Genomic DNA, 24,230 nt, shown 5'->3' on the forward strand with positions numbered 1-24,230 from the left:
TCCGTCAATTGCTCACTACGTGTGTTTATTGTACGCTCGAGTGTGGACGTTCGATCGTGAAAATAAGCGTTCTGCAGTTACTGGCGGCGATGAGTTCCACGTCCTCCCCAACCGATTCGCTCGCTCCGCCATCTGCGAACTGCGCAAAGCGCCGTTCGCACGGTACGCGGAACCTCCGGTCCCGCGCTATCGCTCCCTCATCCCTCGCACGATACCGTCGGCCGGCCTCACTGTCGTTCGGCCGACCCACAGCGCGCGCCACCGCGCGTGGTCTGACTGGACCAAGCAATAATGCCTTCGTCTGTACTGACTGTTGCGGATACTGAACCAATCACTTACTGCGGTTTTTGCCAGAGCCGTTGGATCCTGAATCCGACACGGATTGCCGTCGGACTCGAGGTCGGCAGTCGAGTCAGTCGAAGTAGGTTGCCAGCCGCTCGGCCGCCTCCTCGACGCGCGGCGTGACGAGAGCGAATCGGAGCCACGCCGTTCGCGAGTCGCCGAACGCCTCGCCGGGCATGCCGGCGACGCCGGCCTCGTCGATCAATCGTTCGACGTTCTCGAGCGTCCCCGGATAGCCGTCGAAGCGGGCCATGACGTAGAACGAGCCCTTCGGCGTGGTGTACTCCGCACCTGCCGCGTCCAAGGCGTCGGTGAACGTCACGACGCGCTCGCGGAGCAGGTCGCGATTGGCTTCGTAGTAGTCCGGACCGGTCTCGCGCAGGGCCTGCAGGACCGCGTACTGGCCGGGACGGGTGGTCGCGACGTTGACCAGCATGTGCCGGCTCTTGGCGTTCTCGACGAGGTGCGGTGGAAAGATCGCGTACCCCACGCGCACGCCGGTGATCGCCATCGACTTCGAGTACGCGTTGGTGACGATCCGGTGGTCCGAATCGAACTCGAGCGCGCTCGAGAACTCCCCCGAGAGGTCGAAGTGATCGTACACCTCGTCGCTGACGAGGATCGCGTCGTACTCCTCCGCGACGGCGACGAGTTCCCGAACCGTCTCCTCCGGGTAAACCGCCCCGGTCGGGTTGTTCGGCGAGTTGACGACGATCGCCGCCGTCTCCTCGCTTGCGGCCTCGCGAACGTCGGCGGGATCGAGTTGCCCCTCGTCGTCCGTCGCGACGAATCGCTGGGTCCCACCCAACATCGTCGTCTTGCCGGGATAGTAGGGGTAGACCGGATCGGTGAGGATGACCTCGTTCCCGCGGTCGCGCTCTAACGCCCGCGCCATCGCGAGGTAGTTCGCCTCACCCGCGCCGTTCGTGATTACCACCTGCTCGGCGTCGACGCCCCGCCGAGCGGCGATCTCCTCGCGTAACTCGAGTAATCCCTCGCTCGGCGGGTACTGGAACTGTTCGGGCTCGAGGTCGGCGTACTCGTGCAGGCCGTCCCGAAGCGCCTGGGGCGGCTCCCAGTCGGGGTTCCCGCTGACCATGTCGATGACGTCGCGGTCGGCCCGCTTGGCGTACTGCATAACGTGGAAGAACAGCGGCGTCTCGTACTCCATGTAGGGTAGACTGGAGCCACGGACCGTCGTTCTTTCCGTTCGAACCGCGGATCCGCTCGCGCGAAACCCGTGCTTTGACACGTCGTCGGCCCCTCGTCTCGAATACGATGAACGACGACATCGACCGCGAACTGCCGATGGCCGTCGCCGACGCGCTCCGGGACCGCGAGGAGACGCTCGCCGTCGCCGAGTCCTGTACTGGCGGGCTGATCGGCGCCGCGATCACGGCCGTTCCCGGTGCGAGCGACTACTTCGACTCCGGCCTGACGACCTACGCCTACGACGCCAAACGCCGGCATCTCGGCGTCAGCCGCGAGGCGCTCGACGAGTACGGCGCCGTCTCCGAACCCGTCGCGTACGAGATGGCCCGCGGCGTGCGAGACGTCGCGGACGTCACGTGGGGGATCGCGACGACCGGCGTCGCCGGCCCGACCGGTGGCACGGAGGAAGATCCGGTCGGTACCGTCTACATCGGCGTCTCCTACGCCGGTCCGTGGGGGAGCGAGTCCTCGTTTTCCGCCGTCAACCGGTACGTCTTCGACGGCGACCGGGCGACAGTCCGGGCGAAGACCGTGAATCGGGCGCTCGAGGATCTGCTCGAGGCGATCGACGCTCAGTGATCGTCTGCTCGGTCGGTGAGTGTGTCCATCAGTCGCGAGGGTGTTTTCCGTCGACGATTTCGGCCGACCGGCGAGCGTTTTCGACAGCTAGACCAGAACCGGTTTTTGAATTAGCAGACTAGTGGCCGCATGAACCGTCAGCACGCCGTCTTTGCAGCAGGCGCTCTCGCACTCTTTACTGCGATCGTCCACCTGGTGTTCGGGATGGTCGATCTGTACAACTGGCTCGTCAACGGCGACTCCGTCTCGATACTGCCGTTTGCGTTCGTCGCGTTCTCGCTGATCGTCTTCCTCCTCATCTACACGTACTCCAAGGGACTGCTCCGAGAGGCGCAGGCGTACGCCGCGGGTGCGGCGGTCATGTTCCTCCCGATCGTCGGCTACGCCGACTGGCACGCGGCGGGAATCACCGAATCAGCCCTCGGTCTCGACGATGCCGGACTGGGACACGAGCACAGCCACGATGGGGATGGTCACGATCACAACGGGGATGACGACCACAGCCACGACGACGGTCACAGCCACGATGATGATCACAATGGTGACGACGGCCACAGTCACGATGACGACCACGACCACAACGGCGACGACGACCACGACCACAACGGCGCCGACGACCACGATCACAACGGAGACGATCACAGTCACGATGACGACCACGACCACAACGGCGACGATCACAGCCACGACGGCGACGCTGGCCACGAACACAGCCACGACGACGAGGGTGGTGTCATCGAGGTGACGATCGACCACCTGCGAGACGATATGATGGCCCTGTCGACCAAAGTCGCCGAGTTCGCGGCCTTCGTCCTCTTTACGGCGCTCGCGATCGCGGAACGATAACCGGATTCGGAATAGGCTGCCTCGAGCGAGCCGACGACACCGGAACTCGAGACGAGAACGGACTCCGACTTGCTCCCGTCTCGCACGTCACGACCAACCGACACGAGCCGATGACAGTCCTCGAGAGAAACCTTTTCGGCGGTCGCCTCTCCAGTAGCGATAGATGAACAAGAAGGGACACGTTCTCAACGCCGTTCTTCTGAGTCTCGGACTGGGCTACCTCCTCGAGCCGGCGGGCGACCTCGAGACGTTTCGGGCCATTATTATGATCGGCGTCCCGGTGACGCTGGGGGCCCTCTTTCCGGACGTCGACACGGCGTTCGGCAAACACCGGAAAACGCTGCACAGCCTTCCGGTACTGGCCGGCTTCATCGCCTTCCCGTACGTCTTCGGAAACCTCGAGTACGTCTGGATCGGCGTGTTGACCCACTACGTGCTCGACGTGGCGGGGAGCAAACGCGGCATCGCGCTGTTCTACCCCCTCTGGAAGAAGGAGTTCGGGCTACCAGTCGGCGTCGCGGTCAGCAGCAAACACGCGACCGCGGTGACGGTCGTTATCACCGTTCTGGAACTGGTGCTCGTCGCGGCGGTTCTCTACGAGGTTCCTCAGTGGGGCCTCGAGCTAGGGCGGCAGACGCTCGGCATCTAGCGAGTCCGTCGACGCTGCGTACCGAACACGGCCCCGCTGGAGGACGTTCGTGAGCGGTTACGAGTACTCGAGACGGACCTGGTGACGTCGGGGCGTAGCGCACGTTAACCGCGTGGGTGCAGTACGTAACGCATGACCACTACATCGCGTCGAACGATCGGTAACACGGCCGTCGCCGTCGGAAGCCCGTGGTTGTTCTTCGCCGTGTCGGTGGGGGCGACCTGGCTGTTCTGGCTGTCGGCTATCGCCTTCGGTCTTCGATTCGACAGCGCCGCGGGAATTCTGTTACTGCTGGCGGGACTCGCCGCTCCCGGGGTCGCCGGCATCGGGTTCGTCTACCTCGTCTACGGAACGCGAGGGCGAGCGGATTTCTGGGCCCGGATCACGGAGGTGCGTCGAATCGGAGTCCGGTGGTTCGCCATTATTCTGCTACTCCCAGTCGCGGTGACGCTCGTCGCAGCGGCCGTCGATCTGCTGCTGGGCGGTTCAGGCCTCGTGTGGGGCGAGGGAGTGAGCGAGTTCGGGACGAATCCGGCGGCGATTCTGCCGGCGCTGTTCTTCGTGACGCTCCCGCCGATACTCGAGGAGCTGGGGTGGCGAGGCTACGCGTTAGACCGGCTGCAACTGCACTGGTCCGCACTCGGCGCGAGCCTGATCCTGGGCGTCGTCTGGTCGCTCTGGCATCTCCCCCTATTCTTTATTCCGGGGTCGTTCCAGCACGATATGGTTGGGTTCGGGACGATCGGGTTTTGGCTGTTCACGATCGGAATCGTCTCGCTCTCGCCGGCGTTCACGTGGGTGTACAACCACACCGCGCGGAGCATCCTCGGCATCATCCTGTTGCACGGCTGGGTCAACTTCACCGCCGAAACGCTCGAGGTCGCGGATCCCGCCTACTACCTCCACTGGATACTGTTAGCCGTTGTGCTCACGGTGATCTGGGGGCCGAAGACCCTGACGAGGGCGGACGACGTACCGCATCCGCCGACCGATTCCGAGCGGTAGGTCAGCCGGTCGACAGGCTACTCTCACCCTCGCATCGGGTGGTGATCCGCGACCGTTACAGCCGCCATACGAGTTCGTGGTGGTCGGTTCGTCCACAAAGCGAAGGGCTCGAGTGCGAATCGGCGACCGGAAAATCAGTTGTTCGGCGTCCACTCCCGGCAGGCGTCCATGTCGTCCATCGCTTCGTCGTGGCGGCCGCAGTACGGGACCATTCCCTCGGACGAGCGAACGTACTCGAAGTGGCCGCAGTTCCCGCAGTACTGGTCTGTCGGTTCGTTCGGCGTGGCCGGCTCCGAGCCGACGATTTCGGCGTCGCGGCCGTCACCGGCGTCGAGCGGCGAGGAGAGATCCGACGTTGCCGTCCCGCCGTCGCTGGTCGGGGTACCGGCGGTCGGCGCTCGAGGACGTGCCGAGCCACTGGAACGGCCGGTGCCGGCACTGGTTCCCGTCGTCGACCGTGATTTCGATTCGGAGGCGGTCGAGGATTCGTCGTACGACAGTCGTGTTCCGTCGGACTCTGAATCGTTGGTCTGCGTCTCGACGTCGCCGTCCGGCGTGCCGCCGAAGAAGCCGATGCCGCCGAAGCCGGTCGACTCGTTCGATTCGGTGACTTCGACGACGGTCTGGTTGTGCCGGGTGACGTTCATCTCGAGTGCGCCGCCGGGGTCGTTGCGGGTCTTGAAGTTGACGACGGCGGTGAACAGGCTCCAGAGGGCCGTAAACAGGCCGAGCAGGTAGATTGCGGAGACGCGGAGCGTGTGGTCGTCGCCGTAAGATCGCCAGTCGTTGGGGTAGGCGCCCCAGAAGAGGACGACGCCGAGCAGACACAGGCTCACGCTGATCGCCGCGGCGGCCTGGACCCGACGGCCGGCCGGAAGGACGATGAAGACGCCGACGAGCGCGGCCGGGACCCCGAGGCCGGCGAGCACGCCGGCGACACGGATGGACGCGTAGTGGGCGTCGATGTTCGGAGAGAGCGATGCGGCGAGCCCGCTCCAGAGGTCGGTCGTCGCCACGAGTACGGCCGCGACCGCCAGGATCGCGCCGACGAGGACGAGTGCCGTCCCCGCGTACAGACGCTGGGGGCTCGCCACCTCCCCTGCGCTCCCGTCGTAGGCCTCGGTCAGGCTTGTCATGCACGGGTGTTCGGACTCCCACCACAAAACGATACGTCAGACACACGTCGTGCGATAGAGCGGTCACACGACGCCGAACCGTCGGGATTCCCACCGCTGTCGGGCCGATCGGCCGGTGAAGCGAACCGCCGACTCCGGAACCGCCTCCCCTCCGGAAACGAAAGCTTGAATCGACGCGCTCGCAAACCCCCGTTCATGAGCGACGAGGACGACGAGGAGCCAGCCGTGACACTCGGAGAGCCGACCCCCGTCGAGGGTGCCCCCCTCGCCCGCGTCACGTCCCGGCTGGTCTGGCCCAAAGAGAAAAGCGAGATCGATCGACTCGAGGGCGACAGCGTCGTCCGAACGCCCGACGGGCCACAGGAGCTGTCGACCATTCTCGAGGAGATCGACGAGACGTACTTCCAGCGCCACCAGGAGTTCGAAAATCACGTTCGAGCGGTTATCGGCACCGGACCGATCCCGACGGCGGACGAGTAAGTAGCCGTGGCGACCGAGGGTGCCCGGAGCGGCGGTCGGTGGCTTCGCGACCAGTTCGATCGGCTCTCGTGGTTCCAGAAGTCGCTGCTGACCGGTGCGATCCTGACGATTCTGTGGATGAACTACGTCCCGGGCGACCTCGAGCGACGGGTCTGGGTCGACGGACTGTTACTGATCGGCGGCCCGCTCGCTCTGGGCCTCACGCACGGGAACCACATCGGCTGGAACATCAACCGCGTCGCCGTCCGGAACGCGGTGTTGCTCTCGCTGTTCGTCCTCCCGTTCTACCTGATCGGCTCGACGCTGCCGACGATCCGAGCGTTCTATCCGATGTGGGAGACGTCGGCCGCACTGGGCGAATTCGTGCCCCACGCGGTCCAGCTATTCATCCTTGCGCTGGCCGCCGAGACGTACTATCGCGGCCTGCTCTGTGTCGGCGTCAGGGAGATCGGGTTCAAGGCAGTGCTCATCAGCCCCGTCGTCTACATGATCCACCACGCCGGGAAACCGCCGATCGAGTTCTTGCTGTCGGGACCGACGGACATCCTCTTCGGCGCGGTGGACTACGAGTCCAACTCCATTCTCCCCTCCGTCATCGCCCACGGAGCCGGGCTCGTGTTGCTCGACTGGCTCGTGGTTCACGATCCGCTGTTCGATCCGACGTCGGCGTTGCAACACCTCGAGTGGCTGCCGGTTCCGTTGTGACTCGAGTTCACAAACGAAGAAAATTCGTCGCGACCGATACCGGGACGGTCACGGTCCGATCAGCGATCGACCGATCAGTGACGATTCGCGGCGAACGAGGCGACGGCGAGACCGACGGCGACGAGTGCAACACCTCCAGTGAATCCGGGAGTTCCGTCGCTCGCGTCGTCGCTCGCCGTCGTCGCTCCCGAAAGCGTCAGCTCGAATCCGTCGAGATCGGTTTCGGCGTCCCACGTCGCCCGAGTCTCGTCTTGCGTCGTCGGTTCCGGTGTCGACGACTCGATCGTCGCCTCAGTTGGTGCGGTCACGACGAGTGATCGATCGGCGTCGAATCCGCTTGCGAACGGTTCCGTGACGACGAGCGTGTCGTCTTCGACTGCCGCCAGTCCCTCCCAGGTCACGGAGAGCGTCACGATTCCGCGGTCGTCGGAGACGGAAACGTCGGCCGATTCGGTAGCCACCGTCATCTCGCGCCCGACGTTGGCTTCCGCGTTTGTCGCAACTGAATCGAACCGATCAGCGCCCCGGTCCAGTAACTCATCTTGTGCCGATTCGTCCTCCCGAAGCGTTTCGAGCGCATCACGTTCGTCCGGGTCAGTGAGGTCGTAAATCGAAATCAACGACACGGTGGCATCTCCGTCTGCGTCGAGGTCGACGTGAACCGCTGATTCCTCGACGGACTCTCCGCTGTTCGAACTCGATGCGGCGACTGGCAGTGCGAACGCGCTCACGAAGAGGAGCGAAATGACGCCTACGGTAGCGAGTTCGCGCTGCATCGTTACTCGTCACCACTGTGGCTGTCGGTTTCTTCGTGCTCGGCTTCGTTCGCGGTTTCCGAGTCGTCGCTACCGGATTCTGGTTCGTCTGTTACGTTTGCGTTGTCGGTCGAATTGGTTTCGTCCGCGTCCTCGCCAGCCGATCCGTCATCGGCGTCGCGGTCTGGAGCGGTTTCGTTCTGCTGTGGGGCATCGTTGCCCCGATCCGTGCCCGGCGTGTCTATCGGTGCTCCCGGTTCACGGTCCGCGAAGGGTGACTGGCCGACGCTGTCACCGGCGATCGACTGTGCGATCGCGGCGACATCGCCACCGCCGAGTTCGGCGGCATTGGTTCGGAGCTCTGCAATCGCGCTCGCGTTGATCCCTCGGTCCTCGAGGACGGACTCGTTCAACTCACCCGCGGTAGCGCTGGCGTCTCCCGCGACGCGTTCGACCGTGGCCGTCTCCGCGGCGATCGTCGCGACTTCAGCTCGGTACTGTCCTTCGCTAATCTCGCCGGATTCGCGGGCTTCTTCGAGCGCTTCGAGGCGCTCTTCGTGTTCAGCGAATCGCTCTTCGGCGTCGGCGAACTGCTTTTCGACGACGTCCGCTCGCTCGTCGTCGGATTGTGCGTTCGCGAGCGCGATGCCGTAGGTTCGCTCCGAGAGCTCACCCTGAAGCTCCGCTTCCTGTACGCCGATGGCACCGGTTAGCTGTTCGCCGGGGGCAATCGATTCGTCGTCGCTCTGGTTCTGTTCGTTCGCGAGGGCACCCGCCGCGCCGAGTGGCATCGCTGCCAGCGAGACGACGAGTGCGACCGCCAGTATGATCGTCGTGAGTCGGTTCATGACAACTCATCCTATGGAGTAACCGGTGATATACACTCGAGTTGATTACTCCGGTTCAACGACCGTTTCCGACGTTTTCTCCCATTTTCGATCCGTTGCAGTCTGGCGATTTCTCGAGTTGGTCGGTCGAAGCGCGAGTGCGTGCTCGCCGGCGTCAATTTCCTCGAGAGCAGTTCGTGACCACTCCACTGCGTTTCTCAGATCGACGCCGACAGTACCGGCCGCTCACCGCTACCGGCGGCCCCAACCGTGGAATCCGTCGGTAACGGCTGGCGCCTCGTCGCCGACGATCGCTCACCCGTTTTGGATCGAGTCGGCTGCCGTATCGGAGGCCTCGTCGTCCGCCGGAAGCGACAGCACGTTCTCGCGTCCGAGACGGAACGACTCCAGTTCGCCCTCCTCGCGGAGGGTGCTTACGACCTTACTCGTCTTCGCGTCGGTCCACTCCAGTTCCTCGACGACGGTCTGCTGTTTCATCCGCCCGCCGTACTCCTCGAGCAGGCGGAGAACCTGTTCTTCGTTGCTGAGCAGGTCGTCCCGCGGATCGGGAGTGTCGTCGGTCCCCGCTGTCGCCGTCCGGGCATCGGCGTCGCTCGCCTCCGCAGCGGAGGGTGACGTGGGGGCGTCGGCGGGTTCGTTCGTGGCGGACGAACGAGTTCGGTACCACCAGATCCCACCGGCTCCGACGGCGACGACGACCGCGGCCGCACCGATGGCTATCGTTCCGAAGCCGAGTCCACCGGAAGAGACGACGACGCTGGGCTCGCCGGAGACGAAGTCGGTCTCGCTTCCGTGCCAGATGACGGTCCGGTCACGTTGGTCGTCCGGGTCGGGTTCGGCCGAGACGAGTTCGTACGCCTCGGGCCACCCGATCGACAACCGCGTTTCGTCGTCGAGGTACAGTCCCTCGATCGCGTCGCCCGCGTGGAGTTCGTCGCCGTCGACCGCGGCGAAGCCGTGCCACGTGAACGTGTATCTGACAACCCCGTACTCGGCACCGAACGACTGACGGGCGGTTTCGACGGTGAACTCCTCGGCCGACATCTCCCGATCCGTTGCGCTGACCGCCGTCGCCACGGTGTCGTCGATTCGATCCGCGAACTGGTCCCTGTACGCGTCCGGGTCCTCATCGATATCGTCTCTGATGGATTCGAAGGCTTCGGTGCTCTCGTCGTCGTCGAGACGAACCCAGAACTCGACGGACCACTCGGCGCTGCCGTCTTCCTCCAGCGAAATATCGAGCCGCGTCTCGTCGGCGTCGATCTCTTCCGGCTCTCCCGCGACGGAGACCGACTCCGAGCTGCTCGGTTGGGCGACCGCCATCGGCGTGGCAGCGACGGTCCCGACGCCAACGAGGAGGACCACCAGCACGACGCGGAGATTCATACGCCACCGTGCTACCAGCGGTGCTTAAAATAATCGGTCCTCGATAATTCTTGTCAAAACGGTAGCCAACGTGTTAGATGTTTCAACCCTCGGTACCCGAATCTACGACCGTTTACGCTCCGGATGGTGGAGCATCGCCGGCACCCGGAACGAAACGTTGGATGGCCTCGCCGAGTGCGGAGAGGACGCCGCTAACGAAGTCGTTAACCGACTGAAGCAGACCCGTCACGAAATCGGGAACCGGGTCGGGCAAGTCGACCGGCGGCCCCTCGCCCTGGGCTGTCGCCCCGTTAGTTGGCTGTGCCGTCGCTGCAACCGTCCCCCCGACGAGGACGACGAAGGCGATCGTGAGCACGAGTAAGTATCGATTCATCACACCAATTCGACGGACCCTCACCGGCATTAACCGGTCAGTTCGTTACCTCGGCTTGCACCGATTCTTCGGCGGTTTGTCGCCCGTTTTCCCCGGGTTTCCTCGAGATGCGTCGGTCAAGATCCGCACCGAGTGAGACTCCACAAACCGCGTCCGGTTCGCGCTCGCGGACACGAATCTACCGACTGCCAGCCGCGTTTCGACCACACGTATTTGAGCCACGACGGTGAAGAGTGGGTATGTCACTGCCAATAGACCCCGCGACGATCGACCCGGAGGATTTCGGCGAGAAACAGGCCGTCCTCGAGATGGACCACGAGGACGCGATCGAACACGTCCGCGAGGTCTGTGAGGACGTCGGCTTCGGCATTCCCGTCGAGTTCTCGCCCTCCGAGCTGCTCAACGAAAAGGTCGACGCCGACCGTGATCCCTACTACGTGCTCGGGGCCTGCAATCCCAACATCGCTGATCAAGCACTCGACGAGACGATGAAAATCGGCGGTCTCTTTCCCTGCAACATGATCGTCTGGCAGGAGGAGCCAGAACGCCAGCGGGTCTACCACCTCTCGATCATGAAGGTCGCCCGACTGCTGGGTACGGCACCGGACAACGAAGCGTGGGACGACATCATCGATACCACCGGCGATCTCACCGAGGAGGTTTTCGAGCGGCTCGACTCCGTTGATACCGAAGTCACCGACTGATACGGTCTGCTGTACCGATTTACCGGTGCAACCGCAGGACGGTTTCGGTTGCACCGGAACTGACTTCCAGTAGTCCGTACGACGCTGCGAGCGCCTGTCGACTGACAACCGCACTCCCGCTTGCGCTATCTCTGTACCGCCGCTCGCCACTGTTTCCACCGAGTCGACTCGCTCGAGCCGCCGTACTCGTGATTTCGAATCCGTTTGCGCCCCAAATGTCAATCTTTACGTATTGTTCGCCTCACGTGACAGTATGGACGCTCGAACCGCATTTTTCGCCCTCCTGCTCGTCGCTCTCGGCGTGATCTGCGCCCTGTTGGTCGCCCCGCTGTTGCAGTACGTGCTGGCTGCGGGCCTCCTCGCGTTCGTTCTCTACCCGGCCCACGAGCGACTCGAGAAGCGACTCGGTGCTCGTCTCTCCGCGCTCGCGCTCACCGCGTTCGCGATCGTCGCCGCCGTCGTCCCGCTGATCTACTTTTCGATCGTCGTGCTCCAGACCGTGTTCTCCTTTCTGGACGATTTCGACGAACTCGCCGCCGTCGAGGAACTCAGGGCCGCAGCCCTCGAACTCGGGATCGAGGCGGAGGTGCTCGACGAACTCGAGTCCGAACTCCTCGCGGAGATCGAAGGCTCGCTCTCCGGTTCCGTCGAGATCGTCCTACAGGAGCTGATCGGGCTTTTGAACGCGAGCATTCGGATGAGCTTCGGGCTCCTCGTGCTGGTGTTTCTCCTGTACTATCTGTTGGTTGACGGCGACCGGTTCGTCGCCTGGGTCAGCGACATCGCACCGCTCGAGGACGACGTTCGAGACGAACTGTTCGACGAGATCGAGGTCGTCACCTGGGCGGTGATCTACAGTCACGTCCTCGTCGCCGTCGTGGAAGGGCTGCTGGGTGGACTGGGCTTTTACTTGCTCGGCGTCCCGAACGTGGCGTTCTGGACCGTGGTCATGATCGTCGTCTCGTTCCTGCCGGCGGTCGGCGTCTGGCTGGTCTGGGGGCCGGCCGTCGTCTACCTCGCCATCACGGCAGATCCGCTTACCGCGGCCGTAATGCTCCTGTACGGGATTGCCGTCCTCTCGATCGTCGACAACTACCTGCGGGCGATCTTCGTCGACCGCGGCTCGGGACTGCATCCGGCGGTGGTCCTCGTGGGCGTCATCGGCGGGATCTACCTGCTCGGCATTATGGGACTGTTCCTCGGCCCGGTTCTGCTCGCGGTGTTCAAGGCCGGACTGAACGTCTTCAACACGATGAACCTGACCGTCGAAGAGGGTGACTCGCAGCCGGCCGATGCGGAGTCCGACGGACAGCTCGCGGAGGCGGAGTAGTCGTAGCGAGAATCTGGCGTCGTCGTCAGTCGCGTCTCGAGTCGCGTGCTCACTACCGCTCGTTCTCCCGGTCCCACTCACCGCCGTTCGTCGTCCCCGCCGACCTGCTCGCCCTCGCTCGCGTCGACCTCCTCGAGGTACTGTTCGGCGTCGAACCGAACGTACGCCGAGAAGACCGCGATCACGCCGACGACGAACAGCGGGACCCCGACGAGCAACGCGAGCATCGCGATCACGGTGAGCAGTTCGGTACTGACGAGTGCGAGCCACATACCCGATCGTACGGCGCTGGACGGTTTAGAGGCGCGGGTTCTCGACGGCGTGTTTCGAGGAGAATCATCCTGTCAGAGCCACTCGAGGAAGCAAAAGCGGTTCAGATCGAGTGGGATGGGTGGGCCGCCGGTCGTCGAGACTACCCGCCTCGAGAGAACGCGCTGAGGTTCGACTGCAACCCGGCGGCGAGTTCGGACTTTCGCCGGAGTCGGGCGTAGGAGACCGGTAACTGCGTCGAAACCTCGGCGACGGCCTCGTGGAACGTCTCGGCCTCGCCGTACTCGCCCTCGAAGGCGTTTCGGACGCTCTCGCGGACCTGCCAGACGCCGACGGGAGCCCAGTAGTCGTCGCTCACTTCCCGGAGGACCAGACACTTCGCCTGGCGGCCGATCGACTCGAGGTACTCCAAGACCCCCAACCGGGCGGCGTAGTAGGCTCCGGCCGTTTCCTCGACGTAGCTCGAGCGCCCTTCGTACCCCTCGCTCGCGCTCTGGAGCCAGACATCGTCGCCAGGATTGGGGTTCCAGATGCTGCCGGGGGCTTTCATTTCGACGAGCTCGAACTCCCAGTTGCCCGGCGCAAGCACGACCCAGTAGCGGTTTCCCATGTACTCGTTGGCCCAGACCTGCACCTCGTCGATGCTTGGTTTGCTTCGGATGCCACCGCGCAGGTACTGGCCGATCGTATCGTCGACGGCGGTGATCGACCAGCGCGTGGGGACGAGGCGGCGCTGTTTCGTCTCGCCGAGCGCGCCCGCCGAGAGGATCGAGTTGATCTCGTAGACGTCGAAGCCGCGACGATAGAGGTAGGTCATCGCGCCCTGGGCCTGCCAGTCGTCGTCCTCGAGAGTCTTCTTGACCTGCTTGGGGACGTAGGGATTTTCCCGCAGTTCGGCGTTGCGAGCGTTAGCACGGGGGCCGCGGGGCGTCGCGACGTCCGTCCCCGCGTCGAGTCCCAGATCCGGCGCGTCGTCGAGGCCGATCTCGAGGTCGACCGGCTTGCCGGCGATGGCGATCTCCCGCTGGACGCCAACGAAGCCGTCCCAGGTGTCGTGGACGGAGGGAGCCATCCGGCTCGCGATGCTCGGTGAATCGACGTTCGCGCGCTTGCTGGAGTTCAACAGCCCCGTGCGGCGCTGGAGCACGTCCGGAATGTCGTACCCCTGCTGGTACCAGTTGCCGTCGGTGACGTACTCCTCGGCCGCGTCCTCGTCGCCGACCGGCGAGAGGAGTCCCACGGGGATGTCGGGGTAGTTCGACCGGCCGACGAAGATCGACGGCGCCGTCGATCCCACGAGGGAGTCGCCGCTGAGCGCGCTGTCGAACCGTTGCTCGAACTCCTCGAGATGGTCCGTGATCGCGTAGGACTTCTCCTTCGCGAGGCGGCGTCGCTCGGCCTCCTCGTCGGGCTCGAGATCCTCGATGTAGTCGTCGAGGCGCATTCGGTTGCGTGTAGGAACGGACCGGGTTTGAATGTTGAGTTGCGAGCCGACGGTCGGCCCCAATCGGACGGTTTCAGGGACCGAAATCGTCCGAGTCGTTATGTACTGCTTCGTGGTACACCTCCGCACACCCGTGGATCTTCTGTCAGTCGTGATCGCGATCCTCGCGCTCGGCGTCGGCGCGCAGGTGCTCGCCAAACGCCTGCAGGTCCCCAGCGTGCTCTTTCTCATCGTCATCGGCGTTATCGTCGGCCCGGAAGGCTTCGGATTCGTCACCATCGAGACCTTCGGGGACGGACTCTCGACGGTCGTCGGCGTCAGCGTCGCCATCATCATCTTCGACGGCGCCTTTCACCTCCGGCGCGAGAAACTCGAGCAGGCCCCACAGGCCGTGGTCCGACTCATGACGATCGGTGCGGCGTTGACGTTTATCGGGACGGCGCTCGCGGTTCGATTCTTCCTCGGCACCGAGTGGGACGTCGCCTTCCTGATCGGCGCGCTGTTGATCGCGACCGGCCCGACGGTGATCACGCCGCTGCTCGAGGTGCTCACGCTCCGGGAACACGTCGGCACCGCCCTCGAGGCCGAGGGGATATTCAACGACGTCACCGCCGCCGTGCTCGCGATCGTTATCTTCGAAGTCCTCGTCGTCGGGGACTCGCCGGAGCTGATTCCGCCGGCGTTCCTCCAGCGGCTGGCGGCGGGGATCGGTATCGGGATCGTCATCGCGCTTCTCGTCCGCACGATTCTCGTTCACGCGACGACGCCGGCGGGGAACGCGCCGCAGTTGGCCCGGCTGGTGACGCTCGTCGGCGCGCTCGCCGCGTTCGGTCTCGCCGAGTCGGTGTTCTCCGAAACCGGCGTGGCCGCAGCCGCGACGGCCGGTTTCGTCCTCGGTAACGTCGACCTGCCCCACCGGGAGGAGATCCTCCAGTTCAACCGCGACCTCACGCTGATCGTGCTCTCGTTCGTCTTCATCTCGCTCGCGGCGCTGATCGACGTCGACTCGCTGCTCGGACTCGGACTCGGGGGTATCGCCGTCGTCGTGGCGGTCACGCTCGTCATCCGCCCCATCCTCGTCGCGCTCTCGGCGACCGATCGCCAGTTCAGTCGCGACGAGCGACTCTTCCTCTCGTTCGTCGGTCCCCGAGGGATTATTCCGGCGTCGGTGGCGACCCTGTTCGCCATCGAACTCGAGGCGGCGGGCCAGTTCGAGGCCGCCCAGACGCTCGCGGGCACCGTCTTTCTCGTCATCTTCATCACAGTCGTCCTGCAGGCGGGGCTCGCCCGCCAGATCGCGGAGTACTTTCAGGTCATTCCAATGCGCACCATCATCGTCGGCGGCGGCCGGGTCGGCCGGTCGCTCGCCACACGACTGGAGAATCGCGGAGAGAACGTCGTCCTGATCGACGAGAACCCGGACATCGTCGAGGATCTCCGACGGGACGGATTCACCGCCCACGAGGGCGACGGCACCGACGACGAAACGCTGCGAGAGGCCGGCATCGAGGACGCGAAGATCGCCGTCGCGACGACGGCGGACGACGACACGAACCTGCTGGTCTGTCAGCTCTCCCGGACGAAATACGACGTCGAGACCGTCGTTGCGCGGGTCAACACGCCCGGAAACGTCGACGCATTCGAGACGCTCGACGTCCGGGCCATCGACGTCTCGAGCGCGACCGCGTGGTCGCTCGACAATCAGATCGAACGACCCGCGCTCGCCCAGTGGATGACCCAGATCGGGGAGGGCCACGACGCCCAGGAGATCTCGGTCACCGCCAGCGATTTGGTCGGTTCGACCATCGCCGAGCTAGACGCCGAGATCCCCGACGGCTGTATCGTCGCCGTCATCGCGCGCGAGGGGGAGACGTACGTCCCCGGTGCTGACACGGTTCTCGAGGAGGGAGACAAGGTGACGTTTCTCGGGCGCGAGGATGCGGTGAAAGCAGCCGTCCGGCGGTTTCATCCGCACGACTGACGGCTGCAGTTTCGACCGCAGAATGTCAGAGGCAGAGGTCCGGGCTGGCGTTCACCAACCGAACCTCATCCTTCCCTTTCGGCTGGAATATAAAGTACCCAGCCGGGTGTTTTCTGGCTCAGAAAACGCTGGGGTGAATCGTCCCATACCACTCGTCAACACGCATCGTGGATAGCGTACCGGTCTCGAGCCCCCAAAAGACAACCGTTAAAAACGGCGGGCGGAAAGGGAGGGGTATGAGTACGACGGACGACAAGCAGACCCGATCCTGCGTCTCCTGCGGGATCAACATCGCGGGCACGAACGCCGCTGCGTTCAAGTGTCCCGACTGTGGCGCCCAGATCTACCGCTGTGCCAAGTGCCGCAAGCAGAGCAACCTCTACGAGTGCCCCGACTGCGGATTCACCGGCCCGTAAGATACCCATGGGAAAAGTAGCTGCCAAAATCAAGGTCATGCCGGACAGCCCAGAGATCGACCTGGACTCGCTCCAGGAGCGTCTCGAGAGCGCCCTTCCAGAAGGCGCGAAGATCAACGGCGTCGAACGCGAGGACGTCGCCTTCGGTCTCATCGCGCTCTACCCCACCGTGATCGTCCCTGACGGCTCGGGCGGGACGGAGACCGTCGAGGAGAACTTCTCGGAAGTCGAGGGCGTCGAGAGCGTCGGCGTCGAGAACGTCGGCCGTATCTGATCCGGTCTTCGGCCGAATTCTTCAGCAACCACACACGCCGAGGAGCCGTCGGCATCGCGCCGTTCGTTGCCGCCCCGTGACTCGTGAGTCGCCGTAGCGTGGCTCGAGAAACAGCCGCTGACGTGACGCTCTGGCCTCGAGTCGCACTCCTCCAGCCGCGCGGATCTCACAATTCTTACCATCCCGCCTGAGAAAGAGTGTCGACGTGAACGTCCTGTCGGATCCGACGAAACGCCGGTGGCTCGCGTGGGGAGCGCTAGTGATCGTCTTCCTGCTCGTCAATCTTCACCGGCTGTCGACGGCCGTGCTGTCGGAACGGCTGACTGCCGACTTCGAGACGACGGCGGCACAGCTCGGCACGCTGCACGCCTCGTTCTTCCTCATCTACGCGGCGATCCAGATTCCCACGGGCGTCCTCGCCGACCGACTCGGGCCGCGGTACGTCGGCTCGGCCGGTGCCGTCGTCCTGAGCGTCGGGGCCGTGGGCTTCGCGCTCAGCACTAGCTACCTCGCGGCGTTCGGGTCGCGCGCGCTCATCGGCCTGGGCAGCGGCGTCATCTTCGTCTCGATTCTGCGATTCTGTGCGAACTGGTATCGCGCAGACGAGTTCGCGACGATGACCGGATTGACCGGCAGCGTGGCCGGCCTCGGTGCGATTCTCGCGACGACGCCGCTCGCGGTCACCGTCGAACTGCTCGGCTGGCGGGAGACGATGTTCGGCCTCGCGGGCGTCGGGTTCGTCACGGCCGGAGCCGTCTACGTCCTCGCGCGTCAGTCGCCGGCCGACGCCGGGCTAGAACCGATCGAGGGCGTTCCCGAACAGCCGTCGGTCACGCTCGGAGAGATCGGCGGCCACCTGCGGACGCTCGTGCGAGACCTCGATCAGTGGCTGCTCTCGATCGTGTTCTTCGCGGGCAACGGCGCGATGCTGACGCTGGTGGGGATGTGGGGCGTCCCCTACATCGTCGTCGTCTACGACCTGAGCGTCACGACGGCGTCGTACTTCACGCTCCTCGCGTCGATCGGCGTGCTGTTCGGCCCGACGACCATCGGCTGGCTCTCCGACAGACAGGGCCAGCGGCTGCTGCCGATGACCGTCGGAATCGGGCTGTTCGCGGTTGCACTCGCTGCGGTTCCCGTCTTCGGCCGACCGCCGCTCGCCGTCGTCGCCGTCTCCTATCTGGCGTGTGGCTTCCTCTTCGGCGCCGCGATGCTCTCGCTGTCGGTCGTCAAGGAACGGTATCCGGCCGGCGCCAGCGGCGTCGCGACGGCGACCGTGAACACGGCGGGGTTCGTCGGCGGGACGATCCTCCCGACGGTGATGGGGGTAGCCCTCGACGCCTATCAGACCGGAGAAACCGTCGGCGGCACCGTCGCTTACACAGAGTTCGGCTACCGGATCGCCTTCGGCATCCTCGCTGGAACCGTCGCCGTCGGCTTCCTGTGCTCGTGTTGGTTGCTCGTCCGAGATCGTAGAGAGGAGGTGTCGCCGCCGAATCAGGCAGCCTCGAGTTCGGACTAGCGGTATCGGAGACAGTCGGTCGGTTCGATTCGGCCGTTACACCTCGACTCGAGCCGCCAGCGAAAAGCGGTTGCCGGAGCCGACCTCCCCGAGTCGACCGACCCGACGGACGCTACGGTTGTTTTTCGCGATCCGCGCCGAGACCGGCGCTGGAGATGATCTCCGCACCCTTCGGCGAGAGATCGACGGTGACGTCGCCGGGGACGGCCTTGCTGATCTCGTCGACGTTGCCCGCGAGCACCGTCAGAATGTCGTCGGGGTTCGCGTACAGCAGCATGTTTCCGTCCTGGCCCTCCGCGACGAGTTGCGTGTCGTTCAGGACGATCTGGTTGTTCTGGATCGTCGCCGCGACGACCGGCAGCGCCTCGGGTTTTCCCTGCTCGGTATCTTTGACCTTCCGGATGTGGACGTCCTCGAGGTCGAGGACGTCCTTGTGCTCTTGAATCACTTCGGCACAGGCGACCATATCCTGGAGGAGTGCCGACTTGTGGTGGCCGCCGTGTCCGTCGTCGCCGTCGAGACAGTGCTGGCAGACGCGAAGTTCGATTCGCATTGTGCGAGCGTTGTCGCTCGAGCCCGATGAGAATTCCGTTTCGGGGGCCCGGGACCCGAGAGCCGGATGGGGTGAGCCCGAAGCACTCACTCGCGGTGGCTCTCGGCGATCTCTCCGATCGCCTCGGAGCCGCGGTCGACGTAGCCGCCGTGGAAGCAGACGACGTGTTCGATCTCGAGGGCAGCTAGGTCGGCGACCGATCCGAGCGCGCGGTCCATATCCGGTGTGAACTCGGCCTTTGGACCGTCTATCGGGCTGCTTCCGTCCGCGACGAGCGCGTCACCGGCAAGCAGTAGGCCGTCTTCGGGGAAGTGTAACGAGACGTGGCCCGGCGAGTGGCCGGGGGTGTCGACGATGTCCATCGCTCCCGCGAGCGTCGGGATTCGGACGCCGCCGACGAGTTCCAGATCGACGGCCACCGGCGGATACCGATCGCCGTCGCCCTTGATCGGATCCCGTTCGCCCGTCACGTACGGCGCTTCCTTCCGGTGGGTCGCGACGACCGCGTCGACGTGCTCGAGCAGCTCCGCGAGACCCCCGGCGTGGTCGCCGTCGTGGTGGGTCAGGAGGACGAGCCAGATATCCGTGAGTTCGTAGCCGAGCGATCGAAGGTGAGTTCGGATGGCGTCGATCGTCCCTTGCGGGCCGACGTCGATCAGGACCGGCCCGCGATCGGTCTCGACGAGCGTCGGGGTGATCGTTAGCTCTCGGCCGCCGTAGTCGACCGTCATCGGAAGCGTGTGAACGCCCGCATCGCGATCTTCGTTCGTTCCCATACGCCAGACGTTCACCGCCAGAACGAAAGCGTTGTTCGTCGCTGACTGCAGTTCTCTTACCCGAACATATTCTGTGCGTGCGCTGATGCAATGATGAAAAATGATAAGTCCAATACGTTATATTGTTATAGTAATGAAAAATATATCCGACCGTCCTCTCCTCGAGGTCGAGACAGATCCGTTCGCCGACGCTGCTTCGCAGTCGCTCCCGGAAACCGTTCGGCCGATAGCCGACGCCTACGACGAGCGCATCGCGGATCGAGACCGCTCCCTCTGGCGCTGGTTCTACCGGGCGACGGCCGAGTTCGGCCTCTCGTGTGTCGATGCAGATTGCGTCCGGCGAACTCGCAGCGCGAAGACTCTCGCCACGATGTTCATCACCGTCGTCGACGACGTCGCCGAGCGGTACGGCGACCGGGAGACGCTCGCGGAACTGTTGAAAGTCCCCTTCGAACATCAGGACGCGGATCCGACTCGAGCGGGCGTCGCGGGCGAGTACGTCCGATTTCAACGGGAGCTCTGGGCACAGCTGCGAACCCTGTACGACGACGGGCCGCGGGCCGAAGAGTTTGCGGAACTGTTCCGGTTCGATCTCCGGCAGGCGTTCCAATCGGTCGACTACTCCGCGTTGGTGGCCCAGCATCCCGGGCTCGCCTCCGAGCGCGAACTCTGGACGTACGACGCGCACAACATGATGGTGCTCTGTTTCGCCGATATCGATCTCGCGTACTCGTCGTCGTTCGACGCGGCCGAACTCGCGGCGGTTCGGGAGGTCGTCACGCGGGCACAGCGGATGGCCCGGGTCGGCAACTGGATCGCGACGTGGGAGCGTGAGCTGGCCGAAGGCGACTACAGTTCGGGCGTCGTCGTCCGCGCGCTCGAGTCCGGTGTTATCTCGATCGACGAACTACGGGCACTCGAGGCGCGGCCGACGGACGACGCTGTCGAACCGATCGTGACGGCGATCCGCGAGTCCGATATCGAGGCCTATTTCGTCGATCGCTGGCGCTGCGAGTACGACGAGGCGGCGCAGTTCGTCGGCGCGGCTGAGAGCGTCGATCTCCGCGCGTATCTCGAGGGGTTCGAGACGATCTTTCGGGCGCAGTTAGCGAACCGCCCGTCGAACTAATCGCGGGGACGAACGGGAGAACGCTCCCTGGACAGTTGCGGAGTCGATCGACTTCCGTCTGCGACTCTGTGCCATTCATTTCAACGAAACAAAAAGTATATGCCGACAGAATCGAAGGTTGCTACACTGAATTGGATAGCTGAATGAGGTATCTCGAATGGAATTAATTAGTAACCAGTGCGGTGATACGACGGTCGTAGATGGGATTACACGGCTCTTCGACGAGGACGGAACGATCTATCTCGTGACCGGCTACTTCACCAACAGCGCGTACCGACTCATCCGCCCCGATATCGAGCGGTTTCTCTCACGGTCCCCGGAGAACGAACTCGTCGTCGTCGTGAGTCCGACCGCGGATCAGTTCACGCCCTCGATCGCCCGTGACCTCCAGCAACTCGACGACAGGATTCAGCTGTACAAGTATCCACACGGCTGTCTCCACGCGAAACTCTACGTTCGGACCGGCGACCACCCGACCGCGATGGTCGGCTCGATCAATCTCACGCGGGTCGCGTTCGAGCAAAACATCGAATTGAGCGTGCTCGTCGAGTCGGACGACGGCGACGCGGATATCGAGCCGTTCGTCGAGTGGACGGACGAACTCCTTTCGATCTGCGAACCGTTTCGGAAGCGGGACCTGTTCCGGCCGGTGATGCTCCTGAACACGATTTCGGTGTGGACGAACAAGGCGCGACTGCTCTCGGGACGCACCGTCGTTCACCAGCCGTCGGTGTACGTCGTCCTCGCGCTCCTCGGACTGTTCGTGCTCATGTCCTGGACGACCTGACCAGCCATGGCACGTGACTTCGGCGAGGTCGACGCCCTCCAGGAGATCGTCCCGGAAGCGCTGGCGTTTCCGACTGCGATGGCGACTCAGCTCGGCGCGATCTGGTTCGCGACGCTGCTCATCTGCTGTCTCTACTGGTTTCACGACCGCAACGACGCAGTTGTGACCGCCGGCCTGCTGGTCACCGGCACGGGGATCTGGCGGACGATCAAGATCGTCGCTCCCGTACCGCGTCCCGAACAGCCCCTGGTCGCGCTCGAGGCGCTCCCCTCGCTCCTCCGGCCGCTGTACGAACTGGCCGTCGTCGACAGCGGTGCGGGCTTTCCCAGCGGCCACGCGGTGACGACGACGATCGTCTACCTGTCGCTCGCGAGGTATCTCTCCGTCGGCAGCCGACGACAGCGGTACCTCGGCGCGCTCTCGATCGTCTCATTGGTCGGCCTGACTCGGATGACCCTCGGCGTTCACTACCTCGTCGACGTGATCGCGGGCGCGGTGATCGGCAACGCGGTCCTCCTCGTCGGCTTCTGGCTCTGCTCGAGGTATCCCGAGCGCCGAGTAGCGATCGCACTCGGCGGGGGCCTTTGCTCCGCCTCGGTGTGCTTGCTCGCGAGTCTGTTCGTCGGACCGTTCAGCTTCTGGGAACTCGGCCTCTTCGTCGCCGGCGTCGGCGGCTTCCTGTGGTGGCACGTCGCCGCAACGGACCGTCGGCCGGTCGGCGTCGGAGATCCCTCCTAACGACGCGTCGCGACTGGATCAGTCGAGCGCCGACTCGATCGCCCCGTCGAGGTCGTCGATCAGGTCGTCGACGTGTTCGATGCCGACGCTCACCCGGATCAGGCCGTCCGTGAGACCGGCGGCGATGCGTTCTTCGCGGGGGATCGCCGCGTGGGTCATCGGCGCGGGCTGTTCGATCAGGCTCTCCACGCCGCCGAGACTCTCCGCGAGCGTGAAGATCTCGGTGTTCGAGACGACCTCGCTCGCCTCCTCGAGGCTCGCGTCGAGTTCGAAACTCAGCATGCCGCCGAAGTCGTCCATCTGCTCGGCGGCGATCTCGTGGCCGGGGTGAGAGTCGAGGCCGGGGTAGTACACCCGGTCGACGTCGGGATGGTCGTCAAGCCACGCCGCGATCGCGCGGGCGTTCTCGCAGTGGCGGTCCATGCGGACGGGCAGCGTCTTGGTGCCCCGGAGGACGAGGAAGGATTCGAACGGACCGGGCGTCGCACCGACGGAGTTCTGGTAGAAGCCCAGTCGTTCGTCCAGATCCTCGTCGTTCGTCAGGAGGGCACCGCCGACGACGTCCGAGTGGCCGCCGAGGTACTTCGTCAGGGAGTGGGAGACGATGTCGGCGCCGAGATCCAGCGGTCGCTGGAGGTACGGCGTCGCGAACGTGTTGTCGATGGCACACAGCGCGTCGTGTGCGTGGGCGATCTCGGACGCGCCCGCGATGTCGACGATCGACATGAGCGGGTTGGTCGGCGTCTCGAGCCACAGCAGTTCCGTATTCTCCTGAAACGCGCCCTCGATCTCGTCGAGATCGGTCATATCGACGAACGTGAACTCGATATCGTACTCCTCGTACACTTGCGTGAAGATACGGTGGGTGCCGCCGTAGACGTCGGTTCCCGTGACGACGTGATCGCCGGCGGAGAGGAGGTTGAGGACGGTGTTGATCGAGGCCATGCCGCTGGCGAACGCGCGGCCGTAGTCGGCGTTCTCGAGGCTCGCGAGGTTCGCCTCAAGATCGGTTCGGGTGGGGTTCCCCGTTCGCGAGTACTCGTAGCCCCGATGCTCTCCGGGCGCGTCTTGCTCGTAGGTCGAGTTGGCGTGGATCGGGGTCATCAGCGCGCCCGTCTCCGCGTCGGGGTCCTGTCCGGCGTGGATCGAACGGGTCTCGAGTCGGTACTGGTCGTCGTCGCCGTCGCGCTCGCGGTCGTCCATACCGGGCCCAACGGACTGCAACGGGGTTACTCTTGCTTTCGGCGGCGATCGGAACGGTGTCGCCGGAACCTACAGTTGCTGGGGTGGCGTCGACTCGGAGATCGGTTCCGAGACGACGTGATCGACGAGTTTCGCCTCGATCTTCCGGAGGTGCTCGCCGACTGTGCCGCCGGCGATGCCGACCTCGCGGCCGATCTCGTCGTAGGTCGTCTCCCGGGGCGAGGCATAGTAGCCGAGATCGATCGCGGTCCGAAACAGTCGGCGCTGTTGGGAAGTGAGCGTCGCGAGGAAGACGTTCTCGTCGGGTTCGAACGGCTGTTTCGTCTCGAGTACGACGTCGACGCCGTCTGGAACGACGGCCATCGCCCGCTGGAAGGACGGCTCCGTCGCGAGGTAGGTCACCCGCAGGTCGCCGTCGCGGACGTAGGTCATCGGCGGATCGAGGAAGACCTGAAACTCACGGGTAATCCGGAGGAGCGCGCGAACGGTTTCGTTCGGGACGAACTGCGAGCAGAGCAGAATTCGGTCGCCGAAGGCCTCGAGCCAGTAGTCGAACGAGCCGAGTTCGTCGTCGACGAACGCCTCGACTCGGTCGAACTCGCCACCCAGTTCGTACAGCATTACCCCGAGTTCGTCGGTCGCCAGGCGGATCCGCTGGATCGCGACGCGTTCGACCCCCTCGCACTCGTCGATTCGCTTCTCGAACGGGTGAAACCACCCGTCCGCCGGGGAGAGCCGAACGTCGTAGTGGCGCATATCTTCTCAACTGGAGCCATCACGCATAACT

27 protein-coding genes are annotated in these 24,230 nt (G+C 64.4%); 15 read left to right on the top strand and 12 right to left on the bottom strand.

What is annotated here, in order from left to right:
- Positions 1–412: 412 nt before the first annotated feature.
- The gene (locus BLT08_RS03470) at positions 413–1,513 is read right to left on the bottom strand and encodes a pyridoxal phosphate-dependent aminotransferase (RefSeq protein WP_090303375.1); all 1,101 of its coding nucleotides are present in this window, start codon (positions 1,511–1,513) and stop codon (positions 413–415) included.
- Positions 1,514–1,620: 107 nt separating this feature from the next.
- Here BLT08_RS03470 and BLT08_RS03475 point away from each other — a divergent pair, with 107 nt between their 5' ends.
- The 4 genes from BLT08_RS03475 to BLT08_RS03490 all read left to right on the top strand — a co-directional run bounded on the left by BLT08_RS03475 (position 1,621) and on the right by BLT08_RS03490 (position 4,633).
- Positions 1,621–2,133 (top strand): CinA family protein, encoded by a 513-nt coding sequence (locus BLT08_RS03475; RefSeq protein ID WP_090303376.1) that lies wholly within the window; start codon positions 1,621–1,623, stop codon positions 2,131–2,133.
- A 129-nt stretch (positions 2,134–2,262) separates the two neighbouring features.
- Positions 2,263–2,979 carry a hypothetical protein gene (locus BLT08_RS23325; protein WP_090303377.1) on the top strand — a complete coding sequence of 239 codons (717 nt, stop codon included), beginning with the start codon at positions 2,263–2,265 and terminating at the stop codon, positions 2,977–2,979.
- Positions 2,980–3,142: 163 nt separating this feature from the next.
- Positions 3,143–3,628 (top strand): metal-dependent hydrolase, encoded by a 486-nt coding sequence (locus tag BLT08_RS03485; protein WP_090303378.1) that lies wholly within the window; start codon positions 3,143–3,145, stop codon positions 3,626–3,628.
- Positions 3,629–3,760: 132 nt separating this feature from the next.
- Positions 3,761–4,633, top strand: coding sequence for a type II CAAX endopeptidase family protein (locus BLT08_RS03490; RefSeq protein ID WP_090303379.1), 873 nt, complete (start codon positions 3,761–3,763; stop codon positions 4,631–4,633).
- Positions 4,634–4,767: 134 nt separating this feature from the next.
- On the opposite strand, the gene BLT08_RS03495 is transcribed toward BLT08_RS03490, so the two are convergent.
- Positions 4,768–5,769: a cell division protein CdpA domain-containing protein gene (locus tag BLT08_RS03495; RefSeq protein WP_090303380.1), complete on the bottom strand. Its 1,002-nt coding sequence runs from the start codon at positions 5,767–5,769 to the stop codon at positions 4,768–4,770.
- Between the two features lie 195 nt (positions 5,770–5,964).
- On the opposite strand from BLT08_RS03495, the gene BLT08_RS03500 reads away from it, so the two are divergent.
- Both BLT08_RS03500 and BLT08_RS03505 read left to right on the top strand, forming a co-directional pair.
- Positions 5,965–6,249, top strand: a complete 285-nt coding sequence (locus BLT08_RS03500; protein ID WP_090303381.1) for a DUF5789 family protein — start codon at positions 5,965–5,967, stop codon at positions 6,247–6,249.
- Positions 6,250–6,255: 6 nt separating this feature from the next.
- A complete protein-coding gene (locus tag BLT08_RS03505; RefSeq protein ID WP_090303382.1) occupies positions 6,256–6,954 on the top strand; it encodes a CPBP family glutamic-type intramembrane protease in 699 nt (232 codons plus the stop codon).
- A gap of 74 nt (positions 6,955–7,028) precedes the next feature.
- Here BLT08_RS03505 and BLT08_RS03510 read toward each other — a convergent pair whose 3' ends face one another.
- The 4 genes from BLT08_RS03510 to BLT08_RS03525 all read right to left on the bottom strand — a co-directional run bounded on the left by BLT08_RS03510 (position 7,029) and on the right by BLT08_RS03525 (position 10,316).
- Positions 7,029–7,730, bottom strand: a complete 702-nt coding sequence (locus BLT08_RS03510; RefSeq protein WP_090303383.1) for a DUF7345 domain-containing protein — start codon at positions 7,728–7,730, stop codon at positions 7,029–7,031.
- Positions 7,731–7,732: 2 nt separating this feature from the next.
- Positions 7,733–8,557 (bottom strand): putative sodium/potassium/calcium exchanger, encoded by an 825-nt coding sequence (locus tag BLT08_RS03515; protein ID WP_090303384.1) that lies wholly within the window; start codon positions 8,555–8,557, stop codon positions 7,733–7,735.
- A 294-nt stretch (positions 8,558–8,851) separates the two neighbouring features.
- Positions 8,852–9,943 (bottom strand): helix-turn-helix transcriptional regulator, encoded by a 1,092-nt coding sequence (locus BLT08_RS03520; protein ID WP_090303385.1) that lies wholly within the window; start codon positions 9,941–9,943, stop codon positions 8,852–8,854.
- Between the two features lie 112 nt (positions 9,944–10,055).
- On the bottom strand, positions 10,056–10,316 hold the full coding sequence (locus BLT08_RS03525) for a hypothetical protein (protein WP_090303386.1): 261 nt from the start codon (positions 10,314–10,316) through the stop codon (positions 10,056–10,058).
- A 239-nt stretch (positions 10,317–10,555) separates the two neighbouring features.
- Here BLT08_RS03525 and BLT08_RS03530 point away from each other — a divergent pair, with 239 nt between their 5' ends.
- Entirely contained in the window at positions 10,556–11,020 is a 465-nt protein-coding gene (locus BLT08_RS03530) for a DUF302 domain-containing protein (RefSeq protein WP_090303387.1), read from the top strand.
- A 253-nt stretch (positions 11,021–11,273) separates the two neighbouring features.
- Complete coding sequence (locus BLT08_RS03535) at positions 11,274–12,350, top strand: AI-2E family transporter (RefSeq protein WP_090303388.1); 1,077 nt, start codon at positions 11,274–11,276, stop codon at positions 12,348–12,350.
- Positions 12,351–12,427: 77 nt separating this feature from the next.
- On the opposite strand, the gene BLT08_RS03540 is transcribed toward BLT08_RS03535, so the two are convergent.
- Complete coding sequence (locus BLT08_RS03540; RefSeq protein ID WP_090303389.1) at positions 12,428–12,622, bottom strand: hypothetical protein; 195 nt, start codon at positions 12,620–12,622, stop codon at positions 12,428–12,430.
- A gap of 140 nt (positions 12,623–12,762) precedes the next feature.
- Positions 12,763–14,064, bottom strand: coding sequence for a DNA repair protein NreA (nreA, locus tag BLT08_RS03545; RefSeq protein ID WP_090303390.1), 1,302 nt, complete (start codon positions 14,062–14,064; stop codon positions 12,763–12,765).
- Between the two features lie 100 nt (positions 14,065–14,164).
- Between nreA and BLT08_RS03550 the strand changes: the two genes are divergently transcribed.
- The 4 genes from BLT08_RS03550 (at position 14,165) to BLT08_RS03565 (ending at position 18,257) form a co-directional block, all read left to right on the top strand.
- Positions 14,165–16,045 carry a cation:proton antiporter domain-containing protein gene (locus tag BLT08_RS03550; RefSeq protein ID WP_175529226.1) on the top strand — a complete coding sequence of 627 codons (1,881 nt, stop codon included), beginning with the start codon at positions 14,165–14,167 and terminating at the stop codon, positions 16,043–16,045.
- Between the two features lie 236 nt (positions 16,046–16,281).
- Positions 16,282–16,461 carry an HVO_2753 family zinc finger protein gene (locus BLT08_RS03555; protein WP_006090569.1) on the top strand — a complete coding sequence of 60 codons (180 nt, stop codon included), beginning with the start codon at positions 16,282–16,284 and terminating at the stop codon, positions 16,459–16,461.
- 7 nt (positions 16,462–16,468) lie between these two features.
- Complete coding sequence (locus BLT08_RS03560) at positions 16,469–16,735, top strand: elongation factor 1-beta (protein WP_090303392.1); 267 nt, start codon at positions 16,469–16,471, stop codon at positions 16,733–16,735.
- Positions 16,736–16,940: 205 nt separating this feature from the next.
- Positions 16,941–18,257 (top strand): MFS transporter, encoded by a 1,317-nt coding sequence (locus BLT08_RS03565; RefSeq protein WP_090303393.1) that lies wholly within the window; start codon positions 16,941–16,943, stop codon positions 18,255–18,257.
- Positions 18,258–18,369: 112 nt separating this feature from the next.
- On the opposite strand, the gene BLT08_RS03570 is transcribed toward BLT08_RS03565, so the two are convergent.
- Together BLT08_RS03570 and BLT08_RS03575 are read right to left on the bottom strand one after the other, a co-directional pair.
- Positions 18,370–18,810, bottom strand: a complete 441-nt coding sequence (locus BLT08_RS03570; RefSeq protein ID WP_006090574.1) for a hypothetical protein — start codon at positions 18,808–18,810, stop codon at positions 18,370–18,372.
- 86 nt (positions 18,811–18,896) lie between these two features.
- Positions 18,897–19,586 carry an MBL fold metallo-hydrolase gene (locus BLT08_RS03575; RefSeq protein ID WP_090303394.1) on the bottom strand — a complete coding sequence of 230 codons (690 nt, stop codon included), beginning with the start codon at positions 19,584–19,586 and terminating at the stop codon, positions 18,897–18,899.
- 133 nt (positions 19,587–19,719) lie between these two features.
- Here BLT08_RS03575 and BLT08_RS03580 point away from each other — a divergent pair, with 133 nt between their 5' ends.
- The 3 genes from BLT08_RS03580 to BLT08_RS03590 all read left to right on the top strand — a co-directional run bounded on the left by BLT08_RS03580 (position 19,720) and on the right by BLT08_RS03590 (position 22,240).
- Positions 19,720–20,715 (top strand): terpene synthase family protein, encoded by a 996-nt coding sequence (locus BLT08_RS03580; RefSeq protein WP_090303395.1) that lies wholly within the window; start codon positions 19,720–19,722, stop codon positions 20,713–20,715.
- Positions 20,716–20,872: 157 nt separating this feature from the next.
- The gene (locus BLT08_RS03585; protein ID WP_090303396.1) at positions 20,873–21,502 is read left to right on the top strand and encodes a phospholipase D-like domain-containing protein; all 630 of its coding nucleotides are present in this window, start codon (positions 20,873–20,875) and stop codon (positions 21,500–21,502) included.
- 6 nt (positions 21,503–21,508) lie between these two features.
- A complete protein-coding gene (locus BLT08_RS03590; RefSeq protein ID WP_090303397.1) occupies positions 21,509–22,240 on the top strand; it encodes a phosphatase PAP2 family protein in 732 nt (243 codons plus the stop codon).
- An 18-nt stretch (positions 22,241–22,258) separates the two neighbouring features.
- Here BLT08_RS03590 and BLT08_RS03595 read toward each other — a convergent pair whose 3' ends face one another.
- Both BLT08_RS03595 and BLT08_RS03600 read right to left on the bottom strand, forming a co-directional pair.
- Positions 22,259–23,443, bottom strand: coding sequence for a cystathionine gamma-synthase (locus BLT08_RS03595; protein WP_090303398.1), 1,185 nt, complete (start codon positions 23,441–23,443; stop codon positions 22,259–22,261).
- 69 nt (positions 23,444–23,512) lie between these two features.
- Entirely contained in the window at positions 23,513–24,199 is a 687-nt protein-coding gene (locus BLT08_RS03600; RefSeq protein WP_090303399.1) for a helix-turn-helix domain-containing protein, read from the bottom strand.
- Positions 24,200–24,230 lie beyond the last annotated feature (31 nt).

The organism is Natronorubrum texcoconense, from assembly GCF_900100335.1.
Taxonomy (GTDB): domain Archaea; phylum Halobacteriota; class Halobacteria; order Halobacteriales; family Natrialbaceae; genus Natronorubrum; species Natronorubrum texcoconense.

Coding starts and splice junctions, on each gene's coding strand:
- BLT08_RS03530 (WP_090303387.1), top strand. CDS start 10,556: ATGTCACTGCCAATAGACCCCGCGACGATCGACCCGGAGGATTTCGGC.
- BLT08_RS03520 (WP_090303385.1), bottom strand. CDS start 9,943: ATGAATCTCCGCGTCGTGCTGGTGGTCCTCCTCGTTGGCGTCGGGACC.
- BLT08_RS03590 (WP_090303397.1), top strand. CDS start 21,509: ATGGCACGTGACTTCGGCGAGGTCGACGCCCTCCAGGAGATCGTCCCG.
- BLT08_RS03575 (WP_090303394.1), bottom strand. CDS start 19,586: ATGGGAACGAACGAAGATCGCGATGCGGGCGTTCACACGCTTCCGATG.
- BLT08_RS03475 (WP_090303376.1), top strand. CDS start 1,621: ATGAACGACGACATCGACCGCGAACTGCCGATGGCCGTCGCCGACGCG.
- nreA (WP_090303390.1), bottom strand. CDS start 14,064: ATGCGCCTCGACGACTACATCGAGGATCTCGAGCCCGACGAGGAGGCC.
- BLT08_RS03585 (WP_090303396.1), top strand. CDS start 20,873: ATGGAATTAATTAGTAACCAGTGCGGTGATACGACGGTCGTAGATGGG.
- BLT08_RS23325 (WP_090303377.1), top strand. CDS start 2,263: ATGAACCGTCAGCACGCCGTCTTTGCAGCAGGCGCTCTCGCACTCTTT.
- BLT08_RS03560 (WP_090303392.1), top strand. CDS start 16,469: ATGGGAAAAGTAGCTGCCAAAATCAAGGTCATGCCGGACAGCCCAGAG.
- BLT08_RS03540 (WP_090303389.1), bottom strand. CDS start 12,622: ATGTGGCTCGCACTCGTCAGTACCGAACTGCTCACCGTGATCGCGATG.
- BLT08_RS03495 (WP_090303380.1), bottom strand. CDS start 5,769: ATGACAAGCCTGACCGAGGCCTACGACGGGAGCGCAGGGGAGGTGGCG.
- BLT08_RS03595 (WP_090303398.1), bottom strand. CDS start 23,443: ATGGACGACCGCGAGCGCGACGGCGACGACGACCAGTACCGACTCGAG.
- BLT08_RS03525 (WP_090303386.1), bottom strand. CDS start 10,316: ATGAATCGATACTTACTCGTGCTCACGATCGCCTTCGTCGTCCTCGTC.
- BLT08_RS03550 (WP_175529226.1), top strand. CDS start 14,165: ATGTACTGCTTCGTGGTACACCTCCGCACACCCGTGGATCTTCTGTCA.
- BLT08_RS03555 (WP_006090569.1), top strand. CDS start 16,282: ATGAGTACGACGGACGACAAGCAGACCCGATCCTGCGTCTCCTGCGGG.
- BLT08_RS03600 (WP_090303399.1), bottom strand. CDS start 24,199: ATGCGCCACTACGACGTTCGGCTCTCCCCGGCGGACGGGTGGTTTCAC.
- BLT08_RS03510 (WP_090303383.1), bottom strand. CDS start 7,730: ATGCAGCGCGAACTCGCTACCGTAGGCGTCATTTCGCTCCTCTTCGTG.
- BLT08_RS03580 (WP_090303395.1), top strand. CDS start 19,720: ATGAAAAATATATCCGACCGTCCTCTCCTCGAGGTCGAGACAGATCCG.
- BLT08_RS03515 (WP_090303384.1), bottom strand. CDS start 8,557: ATGAACCGACTCACGACGATCATACTGGCGGTCGCACTCGTCGTCTCG.
- BLT08_RS03500 (WP_090303381.1), top strand. CDS start 5,965: ATGAGCGACGAGGACGACGAGGAGCCAGCCGTGACACTCGGAGAGCCG.
- BLT08_RS03470 (WP_090303375.1), bottom strand. CDS start 1,513: ATGGAGTACGAGACGCCGCTGTTCTTCCACGTTATGCAGTACGCCAAG.
- BLT08_RS03490 (WP_090303379.1), top strand. CDS start 3,761: ATGACCACTACATCGCGTCGAACGATCGGTAACACGGCCGTCGCCGTC.
- BLT08_RS03535 (WP_090303388.1), top strand. CDS start 11,274: ATGGACGCTCGAACCGCATTTTTCGCCCTCCTGCTCGTCGCTCTCGGC.
- BLT08_RS03485 (WP_090303378.1), top strand. CDS start 3,143: ATGAACAAGAAGGGACACGTTCTCAACGCCGTTCTTCTGAGTCTCGGA.
- BLT08_RS03570 (WP_006090574.1), bottom strand. CDS start 18,810: ATGCGAATCGAACTTCGCGTCTGCCAGCACTGTCTCGACGGCGACGAC.